Origin of the sequence: Lentzea sp. CC55 (genome assembly GCF_021056325.1) — a bacterium.
Taxonomy (GTDB): Bacteria; Actinomycetota; Actinomycetes; order Mycobacteriales; family Pseudonocardiaceae; genus Lentzea; species Lentzea jiangxiensis.
Genome location: NZ_JAJCXE010000022.1, coordinates 117,675 through 140,732, shown reverse-complemented (window position 1 = coordinate 140,732; position 23,058 = coordinate 117,675). Strand labels below are relative to the sequence as shown.

Annotated in this window: 21 protein-coding genes; 13 read left to right on the top strand and 8 right to left on the bottom strand. The window is 70.6% G+C overall.

Translation table 11 applies throughout. The features are described from left to right. The first annotated feature begins 61 nt into the window (after positions 1-61). The 3 genes from L6E10_RS16460 (at position 62) to L6E10_RS16450 (ending at position 3,900) form a co-directional block, all read left to right on the top strand. Positions 62-1,432 carry a cystathionine beta-synthase gene (locus tag L6E10_RS16460; protein ID WP_236220395.1) on the top strand — a complete coding sequence of 457 codons (1,371 nt, stop codon included), beginning with the start codon at positions 62-64 and terminating at the stop codon, positions 1,430-1,432. 85 nt (positions 1,433-1,517) lie between these two features. Then, positions 1,518-2,636, top strand: coding sequence for an RDD family protein (locus L6E10_RS16455; protein ID WP_236220394.1), 1,119 nt, complete (start codon positions 1,518-1,520; stop codon positions 2,634-2,636). Between the two features lie 118 nt (positions 2,637-2,754). Continuing rightward, a complete protein-coding gene (locus tag L6E10_RS16450; RefSeq protein WP_236220393.1) occupies positions 2,755-3,900 on the top strand; it encodes a cystathionine gamma-synthase in 1,146 nt (381 codons plus the stop codon). Positions 3,901-3,959: 59 nt separating this feature from the next. Here the strand turns inward: L6E10_RS16450 and L6E10_RS16445 are convergent, their stop codons facing one another. Then, positions 3,960-4,205: a hypothetical protein gene (locus tag L6E10_RS16445; RefSeq protein ID WP_236220392.1), complete on the bottom strand. Its 246-nt coding sequence runs from the start codon at positions 4,203-4,205 to the stop codon at positions 3,960-3,962. A gap of 55 nt (positions 4,206-4,260) precedes the next feature. Next, positions 4,261-5,442 (bottom strand): 4-hydroxyphenylpyruvate dioxygenase, encoded by a 1,182-nt coding sequence (gene hppD, locus L6E10_RS16440; protein ID WP_236220391.1) that lies wholly within the window; start codon positions 5,440-5,442, stop codon positions 4,261-4,263. A 74-nt stretch (positions 5,443-5,516) separates the two neighbouring features. Between hppD and L6E10_RS16435 the strand changes: the two genes are divergently transcribed. Beyond that, on the top strand, positions 5,517-6,026 hold the full coding sequence (locus L6E10_RS16435) for an Lrp/AsnC family transcriptional regulator (protein WP_236220390.1): 510 nt from the start codon (positions 5,517-5,519) through the stop codon (positions 6,024-6,026). A gap of 28 nt (positions 6,027-6,054) precedes the next feature. On the opposite strand, the gene greA is transcribed toward L6E10_RS16435, so the two are convergent. Further along, entirely contained in the window at positions 6,055-6,549 is a 495-nt protein-coding gene (gene greA, locus L6E10_RS16430) for a transcription elongation factor GreA (RefSeq protein ID WP_176959919.1), read from the bottom strand. Positions 6,550-6,735: 186 nt separating this feature from the next. Further along, positions 6,736-7,158, bottom strand: a complete 423-nt coding sequence (locus L6E10_RS16425) for a DUF4307 domain-containing protein (protein WP_236220389.1) — start codon at positions 7,156-7,158, stop codon at positions 6,736-6,738. Positions 7,159-7,253: 95 nt separating this feature from the next. On the opposite strand from L6E10_RS16425, the gene mca reads away from it, so the two are divergent. Further along, on the top strand, positions 7,254-8,123 hold the full coding sequence (gene mca / locus L6E10_RS16420) for a mycothiol conjugate amidase Mca (protein WP_236220388.1): 870 nt from the start codon (positions 7,254-7,256) through the stop codon (positions 8,121-8,123). A gap of 35 nt (positions 8,124-8,158) precedes the next feature. Then, on the top strand, positions 8,159-8,398 hold the full coding sequence (locus tag L6E10_RS16415) for a hypothetical protein (RefSeq protein WP_236221091.1): 240 nt from the start codon (positions 8,159-8,161) through the stop codon (positions 8,396-8,398). Between the two features lie 69 nt (positions 8,399-8,467). Here L6E10_RS16415 and L6E10_RS16410 read toward each other — a convergent pair whose 3' ends face one another. Genes L6E10_RS16410 through L6E10_RS16400 form a run of 3 tightly spaced genes read right to left on the bottom strand, consistent with a single transcriptional unit; the run spans position 8,468 to position 12,884 of the window. Beyond that, positions 8,468-9,082, bottom strand: a complete 615-nt coding sequence (locus L6E10_RS16410; RefSeq protein WP_236220387.1) for a DNA polymerase beta superfamily protein — start codon at positions 9,080-9,082, stop codon at positions 8,468-8,470. Beyond that, complete coding sequence (locus L6E10_RS16405; RefSeq protein ID WP_236220386.1) at positions 9,079-11,547, bottom strand: polynucleotide kinase-phosphatase; 2,469 nt, start codon at positions 11,545-11,547, stop codon at positions 9,079-9,081. Before L6E10_RS16405 ends, L6E10_RS16410 begins: the two co-directional genes overlap by 4 nt. Beyond that, positions 11,547-12,884, bottom strand: coding sequence for a 3' terminal RNA ribose 2'-O-methyltransferase Hen1 (locus tag L6E10_RS16400; protein ID WP_236220385.1), 1,338 nt, complete (start codon positions 12,882-12,884; stop codon positions 11,547-11,549). The genes L6E10_RS16405 and L6E10_RS16400 overlap by 1 nt, the downstream gene beginning before the upstream one ends. Before the next feature lie 54 nt (positions 12,885-12,938). On the opposite strand from L6E10_RS16400, the gene L6E10_RS16395 reads away from it, so the two are divergent. Genes L6E10_RS16395 through L6E10_RS16385 form a run of 3 tightly spaced genes read left to right on the top strand, consistent with a single transcriptional unit; the run spans position 12,939 to position 16,216 of the window. After that, a complete protein-coding gene (locus L6E10_RS16395) occupies positions 12,939-14,912 on the top strand; it encodes a thioredoxin domain-containing protein (RefSeq protein WP_236220384.1) in 1,974 nt (657 codons plus the stop codon). Positions 14,913-14,964: 52 nt separating this feature from the next. Continuing rightward, complete coding sequence (locus tag L6E10_RS16390; RefSeq protein ID WP_236220383.1) at positions 14,965-15,519, top strand: hypothetical protein; 555 nt, start codon at positions 14,965-14,967, stop codon at positions 15,517-15,519. Between the two features lie 40 nt (positions 15,520-15,559). Further along, positions 15,560-16,216, top strand: coding sequence for a hypothetical protein (locus L6E10_RS16385; protein ID WP_236220382.1), 657 nt, complete (start codon positions 15,560-15,562; stop codon positions 16,214-16,216). Between the two features lie 57 nt (positions 16,217-16,273). On the opposite strand, the gene L6E10_RS16380 is transcribed toward L6E10_RS16385, so the two are convergent. After that, positions 16,274-17,176: a DMT family transporter gene (locus L6E10_RS16380; RefSeq protein WP_236220381.1), complete on the bottom strand. Its 903-nt coding sequence runs from the start codon at positions 17,174-17,176 to the stop codon at positions 16,274-16,276. Positions 17,177-17,223: 47 nt separating this feature from the next. Here L6E10_RS16380 and L6E10_RS16375 point away from each other — a divergent pair, with 47 nt between their 5' ends. From L6E10_RS16375 to L6E10_RS16360, 4 genes are all read left to right on the top strand, one after another. Then, positions 17,224-18,576: a PLP-dependent aminotransferase family protein gene (locus tag L6E10_RS16375; RefSeq protein ID WP_236220380.1), complete on the top strand. Its 1,353-nt coding sequence runs from the start codon at positions 17,224-17,226 to the stop codon at positions 18,574-18,576. A 106-nt stretch (positions 18,577-18,682) separates the two neighbouring features. Continuing rightward, positions 18,683-20,215 carry an ATP-dependent DNA ligase gene (locus L6E10_RS16370; protein ID WP_236220379.1) on the top strand — a complete coding sequence of 511 codons (1,533 nt, stop codon included), beginning with the start codon at positions 18,683-18,685 and terminating at the stop codon, positions 20,213-20,215. Between the two features lie 75 nt (positions 20,216-20,290). Next, positions 20,291-21,076: a GNAT family N-acetyltransferase gene (locus tag L6E10_RS16365; protein ID WP_236220378.1), complete on the top strand. Its 786-nt coding sequence runs from the start codon at positions 20,291-20,293 to the stop codon at positions 21,074-21,076. Between the two features lie 538 nt (positions 21,077-21,614). Next, a complete protein-coding gene (locus L6E10_RS16360) occupies positions 21,615-23,054 on the top strand; it encodes a GuaB1 family IMP dehydrogenase-related protein (protein ID WP_236220377.1) in 1,440 nt (479 codons plus the stop codon). The last annotated feature ends 4 nt before the right edge of the window (positions 23,055-23,058 follow it).

The window sequence follows — 23,058 nt, the reverse complement described above, 5'->3', positions numbered from 1 at the left end:
GCCACTAGAGCTAGGCTTCGTCCCGCTATCTCGGAGTGTGGGAGCAGGGGAGTGGATACCGGTGGAGTACGTCGAGCACGTCGTCGATCTGGTCGGCAACACGCCGCTGGTGAAGCTGAACTCGCTGACCTCGGGCATCAAGGCCACGGTGCTGGCCAAGGTCGAGTACCTGAACCCCGGTGGCAGCGTGAAGGACCGCATCGCGCTGCGCATGGTGGAGGCCGCCGAGCGTTCCGGTGAGCTGCGGCCCGGCGGCACGATCGTCGAGCCCACGTCCGGCAACACCGGCGTCGGTCTCGCCTTGGTCGCCCAGCGCAAGGGCTACAAGTGCGTCTTCGTGTGCCCGGACAAGGTGAGCGAGGACAAGCGCAACGTCCTCAAGGCCTACGGCGCCGAGGTCGTGGTGTGCCCGACGGCCGTCGCGCCCGAGCACCCGGACTCCTACTACAACGTCTCCGACCGGCTGGTCCGCGAGATCCCCGGCGCCTGGAAGCCGAACCAGTACGCCAACCGGGAGAACCCGGCGAGCCACTACCACCAGACCGGCCCCGAGATCTGGCGCCAGACCGAGGGCAGGATCACGCACTTCGTCGCGGGTGTCGGCACCGGCGGCACGATCTCCGGCACCGGCCGCTACCTCAAGGAGGCCTCGAACGGGGCCGTGCAGGTCATCGGCGCGGACCCGGAGGGCTCGGTCTACTCCGGCGGCACCGGCCGCCCGTACCTCGTCGAGGGCGTCGGCGAGGACTTCTGGCCCGAGGCCTACGACAAGACCATCGCCGACCAGATCGTCGAGGTCTCCGACGCCGACTCGTTCGACGTCACCCGCCGCCTCGCCCGCGAGGAGGGCCTGCTCGTCGGCGGCTCCTGCGGCATGGCGGCCGCCGCCGCGCTGCGCGTCGCGAAGGACCTGCCCGAGGACGCCGTCGTCGTCGTGCTGCTCCCGGACGGCGGCCGCGGCTACCTGTCCAAGGTCTTCAACGACCGCTGGATGGCGTCCTACGGCTTCCTCCCGCCGGACTCGACCGGCGCGACCGTCGGCGACGTGCTGCGCCGCAAGGGCGGCATGCTCCCGGACCTGGTGCACGCTCACCCGAACGAGACCGTGGGTGACGCCGTCGCGATCCTGCGCGAGTTCGGCGTCTCGCAGATGCCCGTCGTCAACGCCGAGCCGCCGGTCATGGCCGCCGAGGTCGCGGGCGCGGTGAACGAGCGCGACCTGCTCGACGCGTTGTTCACCGGCAAGGCGCAGCTCTCCGACCGCCTGGACAAGCACATGTCGCCGCCGCTGCCCACGCTCGGCGCGGGCGAGCCGGTCGGCATCGCGATGAACGCCCTCTCGAACGCCGACGCCGCCCTCGTCCTGGAGGACGGCAAGCCCGCCGGTGTCGTCACCCGGCAGGACATTCTGGGGTTCTTGGCTGGTCGCTGAGCGTGGAACGACGTGCGTCCGATAGCGTGACGCCCCAGATCATCAGTCTTACTCGCACGGCCCAGCCAAGGGGGTTGGAAACCGGATGAACGCTCCGCAGCCGCCACACCAGTTCGGCGGTCAGCCGCAGGAGCCCAACGCGGACGCGACGCAGGTCGTCCCGGGAGGTGGGCAGCCGGCAGCGGCGAACCCGAACCCGGACGCGACGCAGGTCGTCTCGCCTGGTCAGGCTCCTGCCGCACCGCAGCAGAACGCGGACGCCACCCAGGTCGTCAGCCCCGGCCAGGTGCCGTCGGCCCCCGGTTCGGGCGGCTTCCCGGCGCAGGGTCCCGGCTCGGGCGGCTTCCCCGCCCAGCAGCCGCCCGCGTACGGCGCCCCGCAGCAGCAGCCCTACGGTGCTCCGCAGCAGCACCAGCAGGGCTACGGCGCACCGCAGTCCAACCCGTACGGCCAGCCGGCCGCGGGTGCCTACGGTCAGCCGCAGCAGCACTACGGTGCACCGCAGTCGAACCCGTACGGCCAGCCCGCCGCCGCGGGTGCCTACGGGCAGCCCGGCTACGGCGCGCCCGGCTACGGCGCCCCCGGCATGGCCCCGCCGCCTCCCACCGGCTACGCCGAGTGGGGTTCGCGCGCGGTCGCCGGCCTGATCGACTACGTCGCCCCCGGCGTCGTGGCCGGCATCATCATCGCCGTGCTCGGCGGGATCGGCGCGACCACGGCCGACCCGTCCTCCGCGGGGATCCTGGTGCTGGTCGCCTACCTCGTCGGCTACGGCGGTCTGTTCGGCTTCTTCATCTGGAACACGGTCCTCAAGGGCGGTTCCACGGGGCAGTCGATCGGCAAGAAGGTCGCGAAGATCAAGGTCGTCAAGGAGGACACGCAGCAGCCGCCCGGCGGTGGCGTGGCCTTCCTGCGCCTGCTGCTGAACTACGCGTTCGGCCTGCTCTGCGGCATCGGCTCGCTGATCAACTACCTGTCGCCGCTGTGGAACAAGCCGAAGAACGAGACCTACTCCGACAAGATCTGCGGCACCGTCGTGATCAACTGGCCGGAGACGGGTGGCTACCCCGGCACGGGCGGCTACGCCCAGCCGCAGTCCGGCGGCTTCCAGCAGCCGGGCACCGGCGGGTACCCGCAGCAGCAGCCCGGTGGCTACGGCCAGCCGCCCCAGCAGGGGTACGGCGGCCAGCAGCAGGGCTGGTAAAGCCCTCCAGCAGGTTCTCCAGCCCCCGGTCACCTCGCGTGACCGGGGGCTGTTGCCGTTCGCGCCCACTGCCTGGACTATCGCGCCGCACGGCCGTACGGGTGAGTACCCTTCGGACATGAGCACCCCATACGGCTTCGCCACCAGGGCGATCCACGCCGGTCAGGACCCGGACCCGACCACGGGTGCGGTGAACGTGCCCATCTACGCGACCTCCACCTACGCCCAGGACGGCGTCGGCGGCCTGCGTGAGGGCTTCGAGTACTCCCGCACCGGCAACCCGACCCGCCGCGCGCTGGAGACCTGCCTCGCGTCCCTCGAACGCGGCCGCTACGGCCGTGCGTTCTCCTCCGGCATGGGTGCGACCGACGCGGCGCTGCGCACGTTCCTCAAGCCCGGCGACCACGTCGTCATCCCGAACGACGCCTACGGCGGCACGTTCCGGCTCATCGACAAGGTCTTCTCGAAGTGGGGCGTCACCCACTCCCCGGCGCCGGTGTCGGACGTCGACGCGATCCGCGCGGCCGTGCGCCCCGAGACCAAGCTGATCTGGATCGAGACGCCCACCAACCCGCTGCTCAACATCGGCGACATCGCCGCGATCGCCTCGGTCGCCCACGACGCCGGCGCGAAGCTGGTCGTCGACAACACCTTCGCCTCGCCCGCCCTGCAGACGCCGCTGGAGCTGGGCGCGGACGTGGTGCTGCACTCGACCACCAAGTACATCGGCGGTCACTCCGACGTCGTGGGTGGTGCGCTCATCACCTCGGACGAGGAGATCGACGCCGCCTTCGGCTTCCTGCAGAACGGCGCCGGGGCTGTTCCCGGGCCCTTCGACGCCTACCTGACGTTGCGCGGGATCAAGACGCTCGAGCTGCGGATGGAGAAGCACTCCGACAACGCGGAGCTCGTGGCCGAGGCGCTGGTCCGGCACCCCCGGGTCCGGAAGGTCATCTACCCCGGTCTGGAGTCGCACCCCGGGCACGTCGTCGCCGCCAAGCAGATGCGGCGGTTCGGCGGCATGGTGTCGTTCCTCGTCGAGGGCGGGGAAGCGGCCGCCCTCGAGGTGTGCGCCCGGACGAAGCTGTTCACGCTGGCCGAGTCCTTGGGCGGTGTGGAGTCGTTGATCGAGCACCCCGGGAAGATGACCCACGCTTCCACGGCCGGGTCGATGCTGGAGGTGCCGGCCGACCTGGTGCGGGTCTCCGTGGGGATCGAGTCCGGGGACGACCTGGTGGCCGACTTGCTGGCCGCGCTGGGCTGATCCACGCATGCGAAAGGCCCCTCCCCTGGTGGGGAGGGGCCTTTCCGCGTCTCAGCGCCCTAGGGCTTCTTCGAGCCGCCGAACCGGTCGACGTTCTCGACCTCGGCCGTGGGCGCCGCCGGAAGGTCGGCGCCGTTCACACAGCCTCCGACGAACTGGATCGACTCGCCCGTGCGGACGAAGCGGCCGGCCTCGTCGCAGCCGGCGTGGGCCACGGTCAGAAATGCCGCGCCGGTCAGTGCCGCAGCCGTGGTCACGGCTCCGACCAGCGGGATGACCGCGGCCACGCGTCGTACGAGTGCCATGCCACCTCCCCACGATGTGTTGCCCCCGTGAAGCCACCTTACCGGGGGAACGCCATCAGAGGTTGCCGCGTCGCTCCTGCTCGCGCTCGATCGCCTCGAAGAGGGCCTTGAAGTTGCCCTTGCCGAAGCCGAGGGAGCCGTGGCGTTCGATCAGCTCGTAGAAGACGGTCGGGCGGTCGCCGATCGGCTTCGTGAAGATCTGCAGCAGGTAGCCGTCCTCGTCGCGGTCGACGAGGATGCGGTGCTCCTTGAGGACCTCGATCGGGACGCGGACCTCGCCGATGCGGGCGCGCAGCTCCGGGTCGTCGTAGTAGGAGTCCGGGGTCTCGAGGAACTCGACGCCCGCGTCGCGCATGGCGGTGACGGTCTTGATGATGTCGTTGGTGGCCAGCGCGATGTGCTGGACGCCGGCGCCCTCGTAGAACTCGAGGTACTCGTCGATCTGCGACTTCTTCTTCGCGATCGCCGGCTCGTTCAGCGGGAACTTGACGCGGTGGTTGCCGTTGGAGACGACCTTCGACATCAGCGCCGAGTAGTCCGTGGCGATGTCGTCGCCGATGAACTCCGCCATGTTCACGAAGCCCATGACGCGGTTGTACCAGTCGACCCAGTAGTCCATCTTGCCGAGCTCGACGTTGCCGACGCAGTGGTCGACGGCCTGGAACAGGCGCTTCGGGGCGCCTTCCGGGCGCTTGACCGTCGACGACCTGGCGACGTAGCCGGGCAGGTAGACGCCGTTGTACTTCGAGCGGTCGACGAGCGTGTGGCGGGTTTCGCCGTAGGTCGCGATCGCCGCGAGGCGCACGGTGCCGTGCTCGTCGGAGACGTCGTGCGGCTCCTCGAGGACGGTCGCGCCCTGCTTGCGGGCGTGCTCGATGCACTGGTCGACGTCGCCGACCTCCAGCGCGAGGTCCACGACGCCGTCGCCGTGGCGGCGGTGGTGGTCGAGGAGTTCGGAGTCGGGCGTGACGCCGCCGTTGATCACGAAGCGGGCCGAGCCCGACTTCAGCACGAACGACTTGTGGGTGCGCTGGCCGGTCTCGGGACCCGCGTAGGCCACGAGCTCCATGCCGAACGCCACCTGGTAGAGCCACGCGGTCTGCGTGGCGTTGCCCGCGACGAACACCACGGCGTCCATGGCGCGCACGGGGAAGGGGTCCTTGGTCGCGTCGTAGTCGACCAACCCCACGAGCTGCCGGAGCTGGTCGTAGCTCACGTCGTCAAGCTGCTGAGTCATGTCGAACAGCATGAGTCGACCCAACAGGGTGAGCAATAGTCAGCGATTTAGCTGTGCAATTTGTATAGTGATCTATGCCTTCGGATCAACAGGGTGAGCACTCTGACCAGCTCGTGGACGAACTGGACGCCAGGCTGCTCCTGCTCTTGACGGACGAGCCGCGCCTGGGCGTCCTCGAATGCTCCCGCCGGCTCGGCGTCGCGCGCGGAACCGTGCAGGCCAGGCTGGACCGGCTGACCGACCGGGGCGTGCTCGGCGGGTTCCCGCCCGCGCTCGACCTCGGCGCGATGGGGTACGGGCTGACGGCGTTCGCGGTCGTCGAGATCGCGCAGGGACGCCGGGCCGAGGTGTGCGAGGGGCTGGCCGCCATCCCCGAGGTGTGCGAGGTGCACGCGACGACGGGTCAGGGAGATCTCTTCGTGAGAATGGTCGCCCGGTCGAACGCGGACCTGCAGCGCGTGGTCGACCACGTCGTGGACGTGCCCCACGTGAGGCGGCTCTCGACGTCGATCGCCCTGTCGACGCCGGTGCCCCCGCGCGTGCGACCGCTCCTGGAACGCGTGAAGGGCCGGCCACCGAGGTGACCGGCCCTTCGCACGTCATGTGGCGTGACTACGCCTGGTAAGGAACCGCGGAGATCAGCGTGACCTTCTGGAGCTTGCCGTTGGGCAGCTCGTACTCGACGGTCTCGCCGTCCTTCGCGCCGTTCAGAGCCTTGCCGAGCGGCGAAACCGGGGAGTAGACCTCCATCTCGCCGTGCGCGCCCTCTTCGCGCGTGGCGAGCAGGAAGGTCTCGGTCTCGTCGTCACCCTCGTAGCGGATCGTGAGCACCGTGCCCGGCGCTGCGACACCCTTCGTGGTGGGGGCCTCGCCGACCTTCGCGGCCTGGAGCAGCTCGTGCAGCTGGCGGATGCGCGCCTCCTGCTTGCCCTGCTCCTCGCGAGCCGCGTGGTAGCCGCCGTTCTCGCGCAGGTCGCCCTCTTCGCGACGGGCGTTGATCTCGGCAGCCATGACCGGGCGGTACGCGATCAGTTCGTCCAGCTCAGCCTTGAGCCGGTCGTAGGCCTCCTGGGTCAGCCAGGTCACCTGGGTGTCGCTCACGGTCACCAACTCCTCGTCTTGCTCTGACGCACGCGTGTACACCAGAAGTTCCCGGGCCGTTGGCCCGGAACGGAAAAACACGGCCCGCGCCGGGGCCGTGCTTGAGCTGCAATAGTAACACGAAGACAACGTTCAGCGACGGCGATTTGTTCCCCGTCTCGCCGTTTAAACCGCAGATCACCCGCTTGGCCGCTAGGTCGTGGACAAGTAGGCGGGAACCTGGTAGGAGCACCCGAAGACCTCACCGGTGACCGGCGGTTTGGAGGTGCGGAGAACAGTTGTCTCGACGACGAGCGCATTTCCCGGAGGCACCAGAACTTCGCGCCGGCCTGCTTCGTCCCCGTCCTTGGACCGGGCCCGAATGATGCAGACGGCGGCACGCTCCGGCTGATCGCGGGAAACCTCGAAACTGACCTGCACGCGGTCGTCGCCGAGGATGGTGAACGCGGTCTGCTTCGCCTCGATCGGTTTTGTGCCGAGATTTCGGTAACCGACGAAGGCGACCAGGGCACCGGCCGCGACGGCTACGGCGAGTAACGCCCAGCGGGCCCACTTCGCCCCCGGCTTGCGGCTCTGCCTGCTGTAGCGCCCCTCGGGGAGCACGCGTTGTGCCACTTGTCCGCGCCCTCCTCGCCTCTGGGGAACAATGGTGCCCGGCATTCGGTTGTTGAGTGTCGCAGGACCGTTCACACAGGAGGACCACGGGGGTCATGGCCGACAAGCTGCGCCTTATGGCAGTGCACGCACATCCCGACGACGAGTCGAGCAAGGGCGCGGCCACGATGGCCCGCTACGTCGCGGAAGGGCACGACGTGATGGTCGTGACCTGTACGGACGGTGGCGCGGGCAGCATTCTGAACCCGGCGATGGACAAGCCGGACGTGCTCGAGAACATCATCGAGGTCCGCCGCGAGGAGATGGCCCGCGCAGCCAAGATCCTCGGCATCCAGCACCGCTGGCTGGGCTTCAAGGACTCCGGCCTGCCCGAGGGCGACCCGCTCCCGCCGCTGCCCGAGGGCTGCTTCGCCCTGGTGCCGCTGGAGGAGTCGGTGCCGTCGCTGGTCGAGGCCATCAGGGACTTCCGCCCGCACGTCGTCGTGACCTACGACGAGAACGGCGGCTACCCGCACCCGGACCACATCCGCACGCACGAGATCTCGATGGCCGCCCTGGACGCCGCCGCCGACCCGGCCTACGAGCCGGACCTGGGCGACGCCTGGGAGGTGCCGAAGGTCTACTACGGCCACGGCTTCTCGCGCGCCAAGATCCTGGCGTTCCACGAGGCCATGGAAGCCCGCGGCATGGAGTCGCCGTACACCGAGTGGCTCGCGAACTGGAGCACCGACCGCCCCGACGTCATGGAGCGCGTCACCACGCAGGTCGAGTGCGCGGACTACTTCGACGTCCGCGACGAGGCGCTGAAGGCCCACGCCACCCAGATCGACCCGACCAGCCGCTGGTTCGCGATCCCGATGGACCTGCAGCGCGAGATCTGGCCGACCGAGGAGTACGAGCTCGTGCGCTCCCAGGTCGACTCGACGCTGCCGGAGAACGACCTGTTCGCCGGAGTTAAGGTCTAGGGGTGCTCTCCCCAGACTTCTCCCTCGGCAGCACGGTGGCGCTGGTCGCCGTGCAGCCGTCGAACCCGAACGAGAACGACAAGGGCGGCCAGGGCGAGGACTTCGGCAAGTCCTCCCCGGTCGGCCTCGTCCTGCTCATCGTCTTCTTCATCGCGGTCTTCTTCCTCGTCAAGTCGATGAACAAGCACATCAAGGGCTTGCCGGCGTCGTTCGACGAGCCGGCCGAGGGCTCCAAGGAGACCCCGGCCGGGCAGACCGCCCCGAAGAAGGACTAGCCGGGTGACGTGATCGGTGCGCAGCGGCCTCACCGGTGCGCACCGCTCGGCGGCGCGCGGAGAAGTGGCTCACAACGTCCTCCTGCGCACCGACACCAGCCAGTCCTCCACCCGCTCCCGGTCCGGCTCCTCCGGCAACGGCCCCCGAGCCGCGGCGATCTCGTCGCCGAGCCGGTGCGCCCAGGCCAGCGCCTCGTCCCACGCCATCTCCCCGGAGCGGATCGCCAGCAGCGACCGGTCCGCCGCGATGTCGTACCGCCCGGTGCGCAGCAGCTCCAGCCCCACCAGCCGCAGCCGCACCACGTGCATGAGCTGCTTGGGCTTGAGGTTGCGGCCCGCGCGCGCCAGCTGCATCTCCGTCGCTCGCGTGAACGACCGCACCGCGTGCCGGGAGAGGAACGCGGGCAGCAGTCCCCGCAACTCCTCCCCGATCGGCGTGCTGACCTCGACCAGCGGGCTCACCAGCGTCTCGAGCACCGTCGGGTTCGACCTGAGGCCGAGCCGGCAGAAGTGCTCGACCTCCCAGCTGAGCTGCTCCGGGTCCGGCCCCTCGACCGACGTCGGGGGCTTGTCCAGGCGCCAGAACGCCTCCGCGGGCGCGGCGAACACCCCGCGTCTGTCCACGTCGGAGTCGGGGCCCGCCAGCCCGTAGGCGTGCGAGCCGACCACCACCTCGAGGATCACAGTCTCGGGTCCACCGGTTCCGACTCGAGCGCGAGCACGCCGAAGACGCACTCGTGCACCCTCCACAGCGGTTCGCCGCGTGCGACGCGTTCCAGCGCCTCGATGCCGAGGGCGTACTCGCGCAGCGCGAGTCCGCGCTTGCGCCCGAGGGAACGCTTGCGCAGCCGCCGGAGGTTCTCCGGCGACGTGTAGTCCGGGCCGTAGATGATCCGCAGGTACTCGCGCCCGCGCACTTTCACGCCCGGCTGGACGCGTCCGCCGAGGTTCGCGAGCGGCTTCACGACCATGCCCTCACCGCCGTCCGCGGTCAGCTCCTCCCACCACCGCACGCCGGCGGCGACCTGCTCGGGGTCCTCGACGTCGACCACGAGGTGCCGGGTCCGCTGGAACAACGGCCCCTCCAGCCCGCCCAGCGTCTCCAGGTGCCACAGGTGCGAGCGGTCGTGGAACGTCCTGCCCTCGGAGGCGAGCAGCTGGAACGGCGCGATCCGCACGCCCTCCAGGCCGTCCACCGGCCAGCAGTACCGCTCGTACGCCGCGCTGTAGGCCGCGGCGTTCGCGGCACGCGTCGACGTGCGCTCCAGCAGGTCCGCGACGTCGACACCGCGTGCCGCGGCCGCCCGCAGGGCGTCGACCGCCACCGGCAGCACGCCGTTCGCCGCCGCGCCGACCGCCGCGTACTGCTCGCGGATCAGCCCGGCCGCCTTGGCGTTCCACGGCATCAGCTCGGCGTCGATGAGCAGCCAGTCCGTGGCGAACTCGTCGAACAGCCCGGAACAGGCCGAACGCACGCGGTCGAGCAGCTCCTCGCCCGGCGCGCCGTCGAAGAACGCGCGTCCCGTGCGCGTGTAGATCGCGCCGCCCTCCTTGCGCACCAACAGCACCGCGCGCGAGCCCATGTGCTTCTCCTGGCAGATCACCTGCCCGACGCGGGCCGCCCGGTACTCCGCGAACGCGTCCTCCGGGTGCTCCAGCACGTCGTCGCGCTGCGAGGTCGCCGTCGGCGCCATCGTCGGCGGCAGGTACAGCAGGTCGTGCGGGTCGATCGCGAACCGGCTCATGACCTCCAGGGCCGAGGCCGACTGCTCCGCGCGGATCGTCACGGCGCCCATCACCGACGTGTCGATGCGACGCAGACCCGTGACGTCCCCGAGCGCCAGCACGTCCGGCGCGCGTTCGGCGGCCTTCACCGGGAACGGGGCGTCGTGCTCGTACCAGACCTGGTGCGCCTTGACGGAGACGAGCTCCTTCTCCGGGTAGCGCAGCGCGGTGAGCTTCCCGCCGAACACCACACCCGTCTCCAGGCACAGGGTGTTGTTGACCCACTCGGCCTCGGCCGTCAGGACGTGCCCGTACAGCACCATCGCCGAGCCGCGGTAGTCGTTCGCCCACGGCAGGCGCACCGGCATCCCGTACGCGTCGGTTCCTCCGGTCGTGTCGCCGTACAGGGCGAAGCTGCGCACCTTCGCGGACGCGCGGCCGTGGTAGCGCTCGGGCAGGCCGGCGTGCGCGACGACGAGGTTGCCGCCGTCCAGGACGTGGTGCGCGACGAGGCCGTCGCAGAACTTCGCGGCGGCGAGGCGGAACTCCTCCGGCTCGTGGGCGAGCTGCTCCAGCGACTTCTCCAAGCCGTGCCGGACCGTCACCTTGTGGCCGCGCAGGGCTCGGACGAGCTTCTCCTCGTGGTTCCCGCGCACGCTGAAGGCGTGGCCGTTGCCGACCATGCCCATGACGAGGCGCAGCACGCCGGGGGTGTCCGGCCCGCGGTCCACCAGGTCGCCGACGAACACCGCCTTGCGGTCGCCGGGAGGAACCGCGTCGACCGCGCGGCCCTCGTCGTCGCGCTGGATCTCGTAGCCCAGCTCGGTGAGCAGCTCCTCCAGCTCCGCGCGGCAGCCGTGCACGTCGCCGAACACGTCGAACGGCCCGGTCTCGTGCCTGAGGTCGTTGAGGAGTCGTTCGTACACGATCGTCGCGTTGTCCACATCGGACTCGGAGCGCAGCACGTGGACGCGCTTGAAGCCCTCCTTGCCGAGGTGCTTCAGCGAGCGCCTCAGCGCGGCCCGGTGCCGCTTGACGACGTGTGCGCCGAAGTCGCGGTCGGGGCGTTCCGCGTTGCGCCTCAGGCACACGTCGGTCGGGGTGTCGAGCACGATCGCGACGGGCAGGACGTTCGCCCTGCGCGCGACCTCGACCAGCTTCGCGCGGTCCTGGGGCTGGACGTTCGTCGCGTCGACCACGGTGACGCGCCCCGCCTCCAGCCGCTTCGACGCCACGAAGTGCAGCACGTCGAACGCCGCCGCGGACGCCGACTGGTCGTTCTCGTCGTCGGCCACGAGCCCGCGGAAGTAGTCGCTCGACAGCACCTGCGTGGGCAGGAAGTGCCTGCGCGCGAACGTCGACTTGCCCGAACCCGAGGCGCCGACCAGCACCACCAGGCACAGGTCGGGGATCTTCAGCTCCATCAGTTCTCGTCCCCCAGCGTGAACACGGCCATCTGCGTCGGTGCGCCGCGCTCGGCGTCCTCCGGCCCGATCGGCACGTACGTGACGGTGTAGCCGCGGCGTTCCGCGACACCGCCCGCCCAGTGCGCGAACTCCGCCCGGGTCCATTCGAAACGGTGGTCGGGGTGGCGCATCTGCCCTGCGGGCAACGTCTCGAACAGCGCGTTGTACTCGACGTTCGGCGTGGTCACCAGCACGGTCACAGGGCGTGCCACGGTGAACACCGAGTGCTCCAGCGCGGGCAGGCGCGATGGGTCGATGTGCTCGACGACCTCCATCAGCACCGCCGCGTCGTACCCCGCCAGCTCGGCGTCGGCGTAGGTCAAAGCCGACTGCCGCAACGTGATCCGCTCGCGCTGCCGCTCGCCCATGCGGTCGAGGTGCAGCTTGCGCGCGGCCTCCTGCAACGCCTTCGCGGACACGTCGACACCGTGGACCTCGGTGAACGCGGGCTCGTCGACGAGAGCGCGCAGCAGAGCGCCACCACCGCAGCCGAGGTCGAGCACGCGCTGGGCCCGCGCGGCCTTCAACGCCTCGACCACGGCCTCCTTGCGCTGTGCGGCAAGGGAGATCTTCGGCTCGGCCAGGGCGTTGTCGAGCTCCTCCGGCTCGACCTCGTCGACGTCGGCGAGGCGTTCCAGGGCGGAGGTGATCAACGGGCGCCTGCGGGCCAGGTAGCGGGTGGTGATCAGCTCCTTGTCCGGGTGCGCGGACAGCCAGCCGTCACCGGCCTTGAGCAGCTTGTCCACCTCGTCGGCCGCGAACCGGTAGTGCTTGCCGCCGTCGAGGACGGGCAGCAGCACGTAGAGGTGCTTCAACGCGTCGCTGAGCTTCACGGTGCCGGTCAGCGTCACGTCGCCGTAGCGCGAGTCGCCGTGCCCGGTGACCTCGACGGTCCAGCCGAGCGGCGGGAACAGCCGTTCCGCGAGGCGGTGCGGCAGCGCGGGGATGCGGACGACCAGCGGGATCGGCGTCCTCGCGAGCTCGGGGTGGCTCTCGCTGCGGCCGTTCATGGCGGTGCGGAACACGCTGCCGAGCGCGACCGTGAGCAACGACCCGGCCGCGTACGGCCTGTCGTTGACGTACTGGGTGAGCGTGCTGCCGGGACCTCGGACGAGCGCGACGGGGTCGACCTCCAGCAGGAGGGCGACCGTGCACTCCTCGTTCGTCGCCGTCGGGTAGAAGACGTGCGCGACGCCCGAGCTCGTCGTGAAGGACTGAGCCCGGTCGGGGTGCTTGTGCAGCAGGTGGCCGAGGTCGGTCGCCGGCCGGTGCGTCGTGGTCAGGGTGAGCAACACGGGCCTGAGTCTGATCGAGATTCGGCCTCTGCGCTGCTCATTTAGTGTGATCGCATGGCGAACCGACTCGCGGACGCGACCAGCCCCTACCTGCAGCAGCACGCGGACAACCCGGTCGACTGGTGGCCGTGGTGCGAGGAGGCGTTCGAGGAGGCCCGGCGGCGCGACGTGCCGGTGCTGCTGTCCGTCGGGTACGCGGCCTGCCACTGGTGCCACGTGATGGCGCACGAGTCCTTCGAGGACGCCGACGTCGCGGCGTTCCTGAACGAGCACTTCGTGGCGGTGAAGGTCGACCGCGAGGAACGGCCGGACGTCGACGCCGTGTACATGGAGGTCACGCAGGCCATGACCGGCCACGGCGGGTGGCCGATGACGGTGTTCCTGACGCCGGACGCGCGACCGTTCCACGCCGGCACCTACTACCCGCCGTCGCCGCGGCCGGGCATGCCGTCGTTCCCGCAGCTCATCGAGGCCGTCGCGGCCACGTGGAGCTCGCAGCGGGAGGAGGTCCTGCAGTCCGCCTCCGCCGTCGTGCGGGAGATCACCCGGCAGGCCGCGCCGCTGCCGCCGTCCACTGTGGACGCCGATGTGCTGGCCGGTGCCGTGGTGTCGTTGCTGGGGGAGTTCGACCGGCGCCACGGCGGGTTCGGCGGGGCGCCGAAGTTCCCGCCGTCGATGGTGGTGGAGTTCCTGCTGCGCCACCACGAGCGCACCGGGTCGGTCGAGGCGATCTCCATGGCGACCTCGACGGCCGGCGCGATGGCCGACGGCGGCATGTACGACCAGCTCGGCGGCGGGTTCGCGCGCTACAGCGTCGACGCCGCGTGGGTCGTGCCGCACTTCGAGAAGATGTTGTACGACAACGCTTTGCTGCTCCGCTTCTACACGCACCTCACGCGCGTGACCGCCTCGGAGCGTTACGAGCGGGTCGCGCGGGACACGGCCGCGTTCCTCTTGCGGGACCTGCGGACGGCGTCCGGCGGGTTCGCGGCGTCGTTGGACGCGGACACCGATGGCGTCGAAGGCTTGACCTACGTGTGGTCGTTCGAGGAACTGGGTGCGGCGGCGGCGTTCGGCGTGACGCCCGAGCCGAACTTCGAGGACGGCAAGTCCACCCTGGGGTTCGTGTCGGAGCCGGGGGAGGAGGTGCGGGCCTCGCTGCTGGCGGTGCGCGCCGCGCGGCCGCAGCCCGGACGGGACGACAAGGTGGTGGCGGCCTGGAACGGCCTGGCGATCGCCGCGCTGGCCGAGGCGGGCGCCTTCTTCGGTGAGCCGGCGTGGATCTCGGCCGCGTCCGGCGCGGCGTCGCTGCTGGCGTCCGTGCACCTCGTCGAGGGCAGGCTGCTGCGGACCTCGCGCGACGGCGTCGCCGGTCCGTCGTTCGGGGTGCTGGAGGACTACGGCTGCGTCGCGGACGGGCTGCTGGCGCTGCACCAGGTGACGGGCTCGATCCGGTGGCTCGACCTGGCGTGCGGCCTGCTGGACACCGCGCTCGCCCGTTTCGCCGTGCCGGACTCTCCCGGCGCTTACTACGACACGGCCGATGACGCCGAGACTCTCGTGCGCCGTCCAGCCGACTCGACCGACAACGCGTCCCCGAGCGGTGCTTCCTCGCTGGCCTCGGCCCTGCTGACCGCGTCGCTGCTGTCCGGCGCCGATCGTTCCGCGCGGTACTTCGACGCCGCGTCCGCCGCCGTGACGCGCGCCGGCCTGCTCGCCGCCCGTGCGCCCCGGTTCGCGGGCCACTGGCTGACCGTCGCCGAGGCTCTGGTGTCCGGTCCGTTGCAGGTCGCCGTAGTAGGTGCCGACGACTCACGCCGTGCGTCGCTGTGGGCGGCGGCGATCGCCCATGTGCCCGGAGGCGGCGTCGTCGTGGCCGGTGAGCCCTCGTCCGTGCCGTTGCTGGAAGACCGTCCGTTGGTCGACGAGGGCCCGGCGGCCTACGTGTGCCGCGGCTACGTGTGCGACCGCCCTGTCGTCACCGCGGATGCCCTGATCACTTCGCTGACGGCGAACGCCACTTCCTGATTGCAGGCGTAACGTCAGTAATGACGTAATCATGTAATCAGAGGTGGTTGAAATGGGACGTGGATGGAGAGGACGAGGCGGCTGGCAGCAGGCTGACCTGCCCCCGGCCGACGACGCGGCGGCGTGGTTCGCGGGCAGGCTCCCCGACGCGTGGTTCACCGGCGCGCCCGAGGTGGTCGTGGACCGCGAGGAGATCACCGTCGTGGGCACGCTCGCGCCGCTGGAGGGCGAGTTCGACGACGCCTCGCGCGCCGCGGCCGAATCGGGCCGAATCGCCCGCTGGCGCGAGGAGACCCGCGACGAACGCATCGAGATCGCGCGCCAGGCCGAGCACCGCTACGGCCGCAAGGTGGCGTGGGGAGCCGTGCAGGGCGGCACCCGCGAGCTGTTCACGCACCTCGCCGTGCCGGTGATGACGCGCCTGCGCCAGCCGGAACGCCAGGTGCTCGACACGCTAGTGGCTGCCGGCGTGGCCCGCTCACGAGCCGATGCTCTCGCATGGGCCGTGCGTCTCGTTGGCGAGCACGCCGACGCGTGGCTGGGCGAGCTGCGTGACGCCATGTCGCGAGTGGACGACCTCCGGTCGCAGGGACCGGACCTCACCTGAGCGAGTCGTGCTCGGCACTTGAGACTGCTTGGATGTGGCGGTGACCGCGTACGACGTCGCCCGTCTGCTGCCCGCCATCCCGGAGTTGCGCGCGCTGTGCCGTGCGCTGGCCGTGCTGGACGTCGTCCTGGATCCCGGCGGCGACGACCGGTACCACCGCTTCGACGCCGAGTGGGCGCCCGGCGAGGAGATGGCGTCCATGTACGACGGTGCGGGCAACGAGTACTCCATCGTGTTCAAGGCCGCGGGTGCGTACGTGCGCGGCTTCGACCACGAGTCGCTGATGAGTCCCTATGTCACCGACGACGGGCAGCCGTGGCCTGGCGTTGTCGACTCCGTGCCTGAGGTGTTCCGCGAGTGTGTGGAGGAGCCCGCGTTCTCCGACGAGGGCACGCCGTCCATCACCGTCTGCCTGTGGCGCGAGAACGGTGACGATGCCTGGCGGCACGGTGACATCGCCTTCCCCGAAGGGGAGGACGGGGCGGACTGGATGTTCGCGCTGCTGACCGAGGGCACCCCGGAGGCGTACCAGGACTGGGCGCAGGACTACTACGAGACGCCGGTCGACCTCGACGCGGTGCGGCACGTGTACGCGGGCAAACCGTTGACCGCGGCGGTCGTGACGGCTCTCAACCCCGCCACGTCGCCGGCGGACGTCGCCGACGACGTGGCCGCGACCGGGTACCCGGTCCACTAGGCCGCCGGGCCGACCTCGCCGTGGCCGGCCCGGCGGCCTCACGGCAGGCCGTTTTAGTTACGGCACAACAACTTGCGCCGGACTGTCAGACCCGGTCGCTAGTGTTGATTTTGGGGGAACCCGGCCCGAGTCGTGTGTGTGGTGCGTTGCTCTCCGGAGCCCGATGACGCACCCGAGTGCGACCGTGGTGACCCCGATGACGGACACGAGAGTGAGCTCCTGCACGCCCAGAAGCACCGAAGTCGCGAGACCGGCCACCGGCATCAGGCCGATGAGGACGCCGGCGCGGTCGGAGCCCAGCCGGTTCACGGCGAAGTACCACAGCCCGAAGGCCACCGCGGTCACCGCCACGGCCAGCAGCACGAGCGCGAAGGTCTGCCGGGTGTCCGGCACCCGCCAGCCGCCGACGAACGTCCCCAGCACCGCGCCGATCACCGTCGCGATGATGCAGGTCCACGTCGCCACGCCCAGCACGCCGAGCCGCCGCACCACCCCGACCGCGAAGAGCGTGAAGCACACCTCGCCGACCATGGTGAGCAACGCGAGAACGAGCCCGGGACCGTGCCACGAGCCGCCGCCGGACAACAGCACGATGCCCGCCGCCACCACCACGGCACCCACAAGGGCCGATGCGGTGCGTTGGCGTGAGAGCAGCGCCAGCACGACGGGGGAGCCGCCCATGACAGCGGCGACGAAGCCCGGCTCTGCGTACTGCTGGGCGGCGATGAGCAGGGCGTTGAAGCCGAGCATGCCCGAGACGACGACGCCCAGCAGCGGCGGCACGTCGCGCCACGAAGGCATCGGCAGACGGCGCGCCACCAGCAACAACACCGCCGCGGCCAGTGCGTAGCGCATGGCCTGGCCGGTCAGGACCGGGTAGCCCTCCAGCATTCCCGTGACCGGCACCGACGCGCCGACGATCGATGCCGCTGCCGCTCCCGCGGCCACCCCGAGTTTCATGTCCGTCACCCTTGCGCGGAACTGGTCCAGCTTTAAGCTCCACTTCGATGACCGAGAACTGGACCACTTTGCGCGAGCTCCTGTTGCCGGGGCACCAGAGGCGTCGCGGGGTCGAGGTCGAGCTGCGCCGGGCGATCAGGGACGGGCGGCTCGCACCGGGCACGCGGCTGCCGTCGAGCCGCGACCTGGCGGCGCAGCTCGAGGTGGCGCGCGGAACCGTCACCTCGGCCTACACGCAGCTCGTCGCGGAGGGCTACCTGACCACCAGACGCGGCTCGGGGACGACGGTCGCGAGCCTCGGGCCCGCCGGCGCGTGCGGCGTGCCGGAACCGCCGAAGCGGTGGCGCTACAACCTGCGGCCCGGCCTGCCCGCGCTGGGCGCGTTCCCCCGAGCCGAATGGGTGGCGGCCCACCGGGCGGCGCTCGCCGACCTCCCCGACGACGACCTCGCCTACCCCGATCCCGCCGGATTCGTGGGGCTGCGCAAGGAGATCGTCGACTACCTCGCGAGGGTGCGGGCGGTGGTCACCAAGGACGCGGTGATCACCAACGGCGCGGCGGACGGGTTGCAGCTCACCGCGCGCATGCTGGACGGCAGCATCGCGATCGAGGAACCCAGCCACATCGGCGGCGAAGACCTGCTGCGCTCCCACGGCCTCAAGACCGTGCCGGTTCCGGTGGACGACAAGGGACTCCGCGTCGACCTGCTGTCCAAAACGGACTGCAAGGCGGTGCTGGTCACCGCGGCGCACCAGTTCCCGCTCGGCGTGGTGCTGCACCCGGAACGGCGGCGCGCGCTCGTCGAGTGGGCGCGCGAGCGCGATGCGTTGATCATCGAGGACGACTACGACGCCGAACACCGCTACGACCGGCCGGCGCTGAGCGCGTTGCAGGCGCTCGCCCCCGAGCACGTGGTGTACCAGGGGACGACGAGCAAGGTGCTGGCGCCCGCGCTGCGCCTCGGGTGGCTCGTGGTGCCGGAACGGTTGCGCGAGGACATCGTGAACCGCAAGCGGTACAACGACATGGGCACCGCGACGATCCCGCAGGCCGCGTTCGCGCACCTGTTGCGGACGGGTGGTTATGACAGGCATCTGCGCCGTACGCGCGCGCTCTACCGGAAGAGGCGTGATGCGTTGCTGGAGGCCGTTGCCGAGCATCTGCCCGCATGGCAGCCCATCGGTGTCGCGGCAGGGTTGCACGTCGTGCTGCGCATGCCCGACGGCACGGACGACCTCGCGCTGAAGAGCAGGCTTGAGGAGCGAGGCGTGCACGTCTGGGCGTTGGCGCAGTACACGCGCACGCCGATGTGGCCGGGCTTGGTGCTGGGGTACGCGTCGCTCACCCCCGACCGCCTGCGGGAAGCGGTCAGGGAGATCGCGGCGGTCGCCGAGGCCTAGCGCAGGTACCGCGACGGCTGCGGTGAACTCCCAGGTAGAACGGCTGGCCGCGCCGGCCTGGCCCGCGCCTCGAGAAATTGTCGGTGCTCGGGTGCACCATGGATCCGTGCTCCTCTCCGAAGTGGTCGACACGTCAGCCGCGGTGGCGGCGACCCGGTCGCGCCTGGCCAAGGTCAAGGCGCTGTCCGCGTTGCTGCGCGCGGCGACGGCGGACGTGGTGGTGGCGGTGGTGTCCTTCCTGATAGGCACGCCGCGGCAGGGCAGGATCGGCACCGGCTGGCGCACGGTCCTCGACCTGTCCGTGCCTCCCGCCGAGCGCGCCGAGCTCACGATCGCCGAGGTCGACGCCGCGCTCGCCGAGGTGGCCGGGACGTCCGGCAAGGGCTCGGCGCAACGCCGCGTCGACCTGCTGACGTCGTTGTTCGCGCGTTCCACCGAAGCGGAGCAGGACTTCTTGCGCAGGTTGCTCACCGGCGAGCTGCGCCAGGGCGCCCTGGAGGGCGTGATGCTGGACGCCATCGCCTCCGCGGCGGACGTGCCGGGCGAGACGGTGCGACGCGCGTTCATGCTGTCCGGCCGCCTGCCGGAGACCGCGGTGGCCGCGCTGGAGGGCGGCCCGACGGCGCTGGAGGCGTTCCGGCTGGAGGTGGGCCGCCCGCTGCGCCCCATGCTGGCGTCACCCGCCGAGTCCCTGGACGAGGCGCTGACCGAGCTGGGCAGCTGCGTGGTGGAGCACAAGCTGGACGGCGCGCGCATCCAGGTGCACCGCTCCGGCGACGAGGTCCACGTCTACACGCGCACGCTGCGCGAGATCACGAAGACGGTGCCCGAACTGGTCGAGCTCGTCCGCGGCCTGCCCTGCACGTCGGTGGTGCTCGACGGCGAGACGCTCGCGCTGACCGACGAGGGGCGCCCGCGCCCGTTCCAGGAGACGATGAGCCGCTTCGGCGCGCAGGACGAACGGGAGCTGCTGCTGCACCCGTACTTCTTCGACTGCCTGCACCTCGACGGCAAGGACCTCCTCGACGAACCGCTCCGCGACCGCCTCGCCGCCCTGCGGCAGGTGGCGGGCGAGCACGTCATCCCCGGCGTGCTGGACCCGTCCCCGCAGGAGGCGGAAGGCGTCGTCACGGCGGCGCTGTCCGCGGGCCACGAGGGCGTGATGGTGAAGTCGCTGGCCTCGCCCTACGCGGCCGGCAGGCGAGGCAGGGCCTGGCAGAAGGTGAAGCCGGTCCACACCCTCGACCTGGTCGTGCTCGGCGTCGAGTGGGGCAGCGGCCGCCGCCGGGGCTGGCTGTCGAACCTGCACCTGGGCGCCCGCGACCCGGACGGCGGCCCACCCGTGATGGTCGGCAAGACCTTCAAGGGCCTCACCGACGAACTGCTCAAGTGGCAGACCAAGGCCCTGCAGGAGATCGCCACCGACCAGAACGACTGGGTGGTCGTGGTCCGCCCCGAACTCGTGATCGAGATCGAACTGGACGGCGTGCAGGTCTCCCCGCGCTACCCCGGCGGCGTCGCCCTGCGCTTCGCGCGAGTGGTGCGCTACCGCCCGGACAAGGACCCGTCGGAGGCGACGACGATCGAGGAGGTGAGGGCACTCCTGCCCGCCGCCCAGCAGACCCCTCCGCAAACCTGACGCCGCCCGGCGCAGGTACCCGGGACGCGCGAATTCGCGTGCGTCCCGGCGCCACCTCGCAATAGCGTCCAGCCGGTGACCGACGCCTCCGCGCTGCTCAGCGCCTTCGACACCCAAGCCCGCCCAGCCGAGTGGACGGTGCTCGACCCCGGCGCCGAGGTCCACCGCGACGGCCCGGTGTTCCGCGTGAGCTGGCCCCGCCGAAGCGGCTTCGTGGGTGGCCCACCTCACCTGGGCGTGGACGGCCCAGCGCTCGACGCCCTGATCGCCCGCCAACGCGACCACTTCGCCGCACGCAACCAGGCCGTCGAGTGGAAGACCTGGAGCCACGACACCCCAGCGGACCTGCCCGAACGCCTGACTGCAGCCGGCTTCGAGCCGGACGGCCGGGAAACCGTGCTGATCGGCCTGGCCGAACAGATGACCACACCGGTCCACCTCGACGGTGTAACCCTGCGCGAGGTGGAGGACGAGCAGGACGTCCACCGCCTGGCCGCCACCGCCACCGAGGTCTTCGGCCGCCCGCACGACTGGCTGGTCGACCGCCTGATCGAGAAGCGCGGCGACCCGAACATGATCGCGGTGCTGGCGGAGGCCGACGGCAAGGTCGTCTCCTCGTCGCGGATCGAGATCGTCCCGGGCACGGAGTTCGCAGGACTGTGGGGCGGCGGCACCCTCGCCGAGTGGCGCGGCAAGGGCATCTACCGCGCACTGGTCGCCCACCGAGCGCGCTTGGCGGTCTCGCGGGGCATCAGGTACCTGCAGGTGGACGCGACCGAGGACAGCCGACCGATCCTCGAACGACTCGGCTTCGTCGCGGTCACGACGACCACCGGCTACATCTGGCAGCCGCCGGGCTGAGCAGTCCACCAAGATCTTGAGTTGTCCACAGGCTGGGTGGGTTTTGAGCTGCGGAAACGTTCGCTTGGATAGGCTGTGGACAACGGGGAACCGAACCTGGATTTCACACGTTCCGCAAGGTGAGGAAGCGCGGGGGCGGGGCGGACGGGGACGGGCACGAGAGGTGCCGGGGCCGCTCTCGGGAGTACGGCACGGGATGGTCGACGAGCTGGTCTAACGTCGACGAGGTTGGTTCAACCTCGACGAAGTCGGTCTAGCGTCGGCGAGGTCGGTCTAGCGTCGATGAGGTCGGTTCAGGATCGACAGCCAGCCATCCGCGGCCCCTCGCCCGCTCGCGACCGGCCAGAACCCGGGAGCCGGCCAGAACCCGGAAGCCCACCCCAAGCCTGGAGTCAGCGAAAGCCCGCGACCAGCCAGCGCCCGCAACACCCGAAGCCCGGCCAGCCAAGGCCACCCACAACCGGCGCCCCAGAGGTGAGATGTGGCGTACTCCCTGGTGAGCTGCCCAACTGAGACGCGGCGGGTATCGTGGAAGCACGTGCGGTTCATCGAAGGGCATCGACCCTCTTACGACCTGACCTACGACGACGTGTTCCTCGTTCCCGGCCGGAGTGCCGTGGAGTCGCGGTTCGGCGTCGACCTCTCCACTTCGGACGGCACCGGGGCCACGATCCCGATCGTCGTCGCGAACATGACGGCCGTGGCCGGGCGGCGGATGGCGGAGACCATCGCGCGGCGTGGCGGGCTCGTCGTCATCCCGCAGGACGTGCCCACCGAGGCGGTTGCGGAGATCATCGCCTGGGTGAAGGAGCGGCATCCTGTCTGGGACACGCCGTTGACGCTCACCACGGGTGATGCCGTGGCGGATGCGCTCAACCTGTTGCACAAGCGGGCGCACGGGGCGGTTGTCGTCGTCGACGACGGTGGGCGGCCCATCGGTGTTGTGGACGAGGCGGCGCTCACGGGTGTTGACCGGTTTGCGCGCATTGGCGACGTGATGAACACGGACGTGCTGTTGCTGCCGCTCGGCACGAAGCCGCAGGACGTGTTCGACCGGCTCCACCACAGCACGCACCGGATCGCGCTCGGGGTGGACTCCGAGCAGCGGCTGAGCGGGGTGCTGACGGAGCTCGCCGCGTTGCGGGCCGAGGTGTACCGGCCTGCTGCCGACGGCGACGGGAAGTTGCGGGTCGCGGCCGCTGTCGGGGTCAACGGGGACGTGCGGGCCAAGGCGGAGGCGTTGGTCAAGGCCGGGGTGGACGTTCTGGTCGTCGACACCGCGCACGGGCACCAGGAGAAGATGATCGCGGCGCTCAGGGCCGTGAAGGAGGCGAACCCCGGGGTGCCGGTCGCGGCGGGCAACGTCGTCACCGCGGAGGGGGTTCGGGACCTGGTCGAGGCCGGCGCGGACATCGTCAAGGTCGGTGTCGGGCCGGGCGCCATGTGCACCACCCGCATGATGACCGGGGTGGGGCGGCCCCAGTTCAGCGCTGTCGCGGAGTGCGCGGCCGAGGCGCGCAGGCTCGGCAAGCACGTGTGGGCCGACGGTGGGGTCCGGCATCCCCGCGACGTGGCCCTCGCGCTCGCGGCCGGGGCCAGTAGCGTGATGGTCGGCAGCTGGTTCGCCGGCACCTACGAGTCGCCCGGCGACCTGCAGCGCGACGAGCGCGGAAACCTCTACAAAGAATCCTTCGGAATGGCGTCCAAGCGGGCCGTCACGGCGCGGACGCGCAGTGACAACGCGTTCGACCGGGCCAAGAAGGGGTTGTTCGAAGAGGGCATCTCCACGTCGAAGATGCGGTTGGACCCGGTGCGTCCGAGCGTCGAGGACCTGCTCGATGCGATAACGTCCGGCGTTCGCTCGGCCTGCACGTATGCCGGTGCGACCTCGCTGGAGGAATTCCACGACAAGGCTGTGCTCGGCATTCAGTCCGCCGCTGGCTTCGCGGAAGGAAGGCCGTTGCCGGGGGGATGGTGAGGAA

What these genes read in the sequence shown, in the direction of transcription:
- L6E10_RS16455 (WP_236220394.1), top strand. Translation starts at nt 1,518, where the DNA reads ATGAACGCTCCGCAGCCGCCACACCAGTTCGGCGGTCAGCCGCAGGAG.
- L6E10_RS16450 (WP_236220393.1), top strand. Translation starts at nt 2,755, where the DNA reads ATGAGCACCCCATACGGCTTCGCCACCAGGGCGATCCACGCCGGTCAG.
- L6E10_RS16445 (WP_236220392.1), bottom strand. Translation starts at nt 4,205, where the DNA reads ATGGCACTCGTACGACGCGTGGCCGCGGTCATCCCGCTGGTCGGAGCC.
- hppD (WP_236220391.1), bottom strand. Translation starts at nt 5,442, where the DNA reads ATGACTCAGCAGCTTGACGACGTGAGCTACGACCAGCTCCGGCAGCTC.
- L6E10_RS16435 (WP_236220390.1), top strand. Translation starts at nt 5,517, where the DNA reads ATGCCTTCGGATCAACAGGGTGAGCACTCTGACCAGCTCGTGGACGAA.
- mca (WP_236220388.1), top strand. Translation starts at nt 7,254, where the DNA reads ATGGCCGACAAGCTGCGCCTTATGGCAGTGCACGCACATCCCGACGAC.
- L6E10_RS16405 (WP_236220386.1), bottom strand. Translation starts at nt 11,547, where the DNA reads ATGGAGCTGAAGATCCCCGACCTGTGCCTGGTGGTGCTGGTCGGCGCC.
- L6E10_RS16395 (WP_236220384.1), top strand. Translation starts at nt 12,939, where the DNA reads ATGGCGAACCGACTCGCGGACGCGACCAGCCCCTACCTGCAGCAGCAC.
- L6E10_RS16390 (WP_236220383.1), top strand. Translation starts at nt 14,965, where the DNA reads ATGGGACGTGGATGGAGAGGACGAGGCGGCTGGCAGCAGGCTGACCTG.
- L6E10_RS16380 (WP_236220381.1), bottom strand. Translation starts at nt 17,176, where the DNA reads ATGAAACTCGGGGTGGCCGCGGGAGCGGCAGCGGCATCGATCGTCGGC.
- L6E10_RS16375 (WP_236220380.1), top strand. Translation starts at nt 17,224, where the DNA reads ATGACCGAGAACTGGACCACTTTGCGCGAGCTCCTGTTGCCGGGGCAC.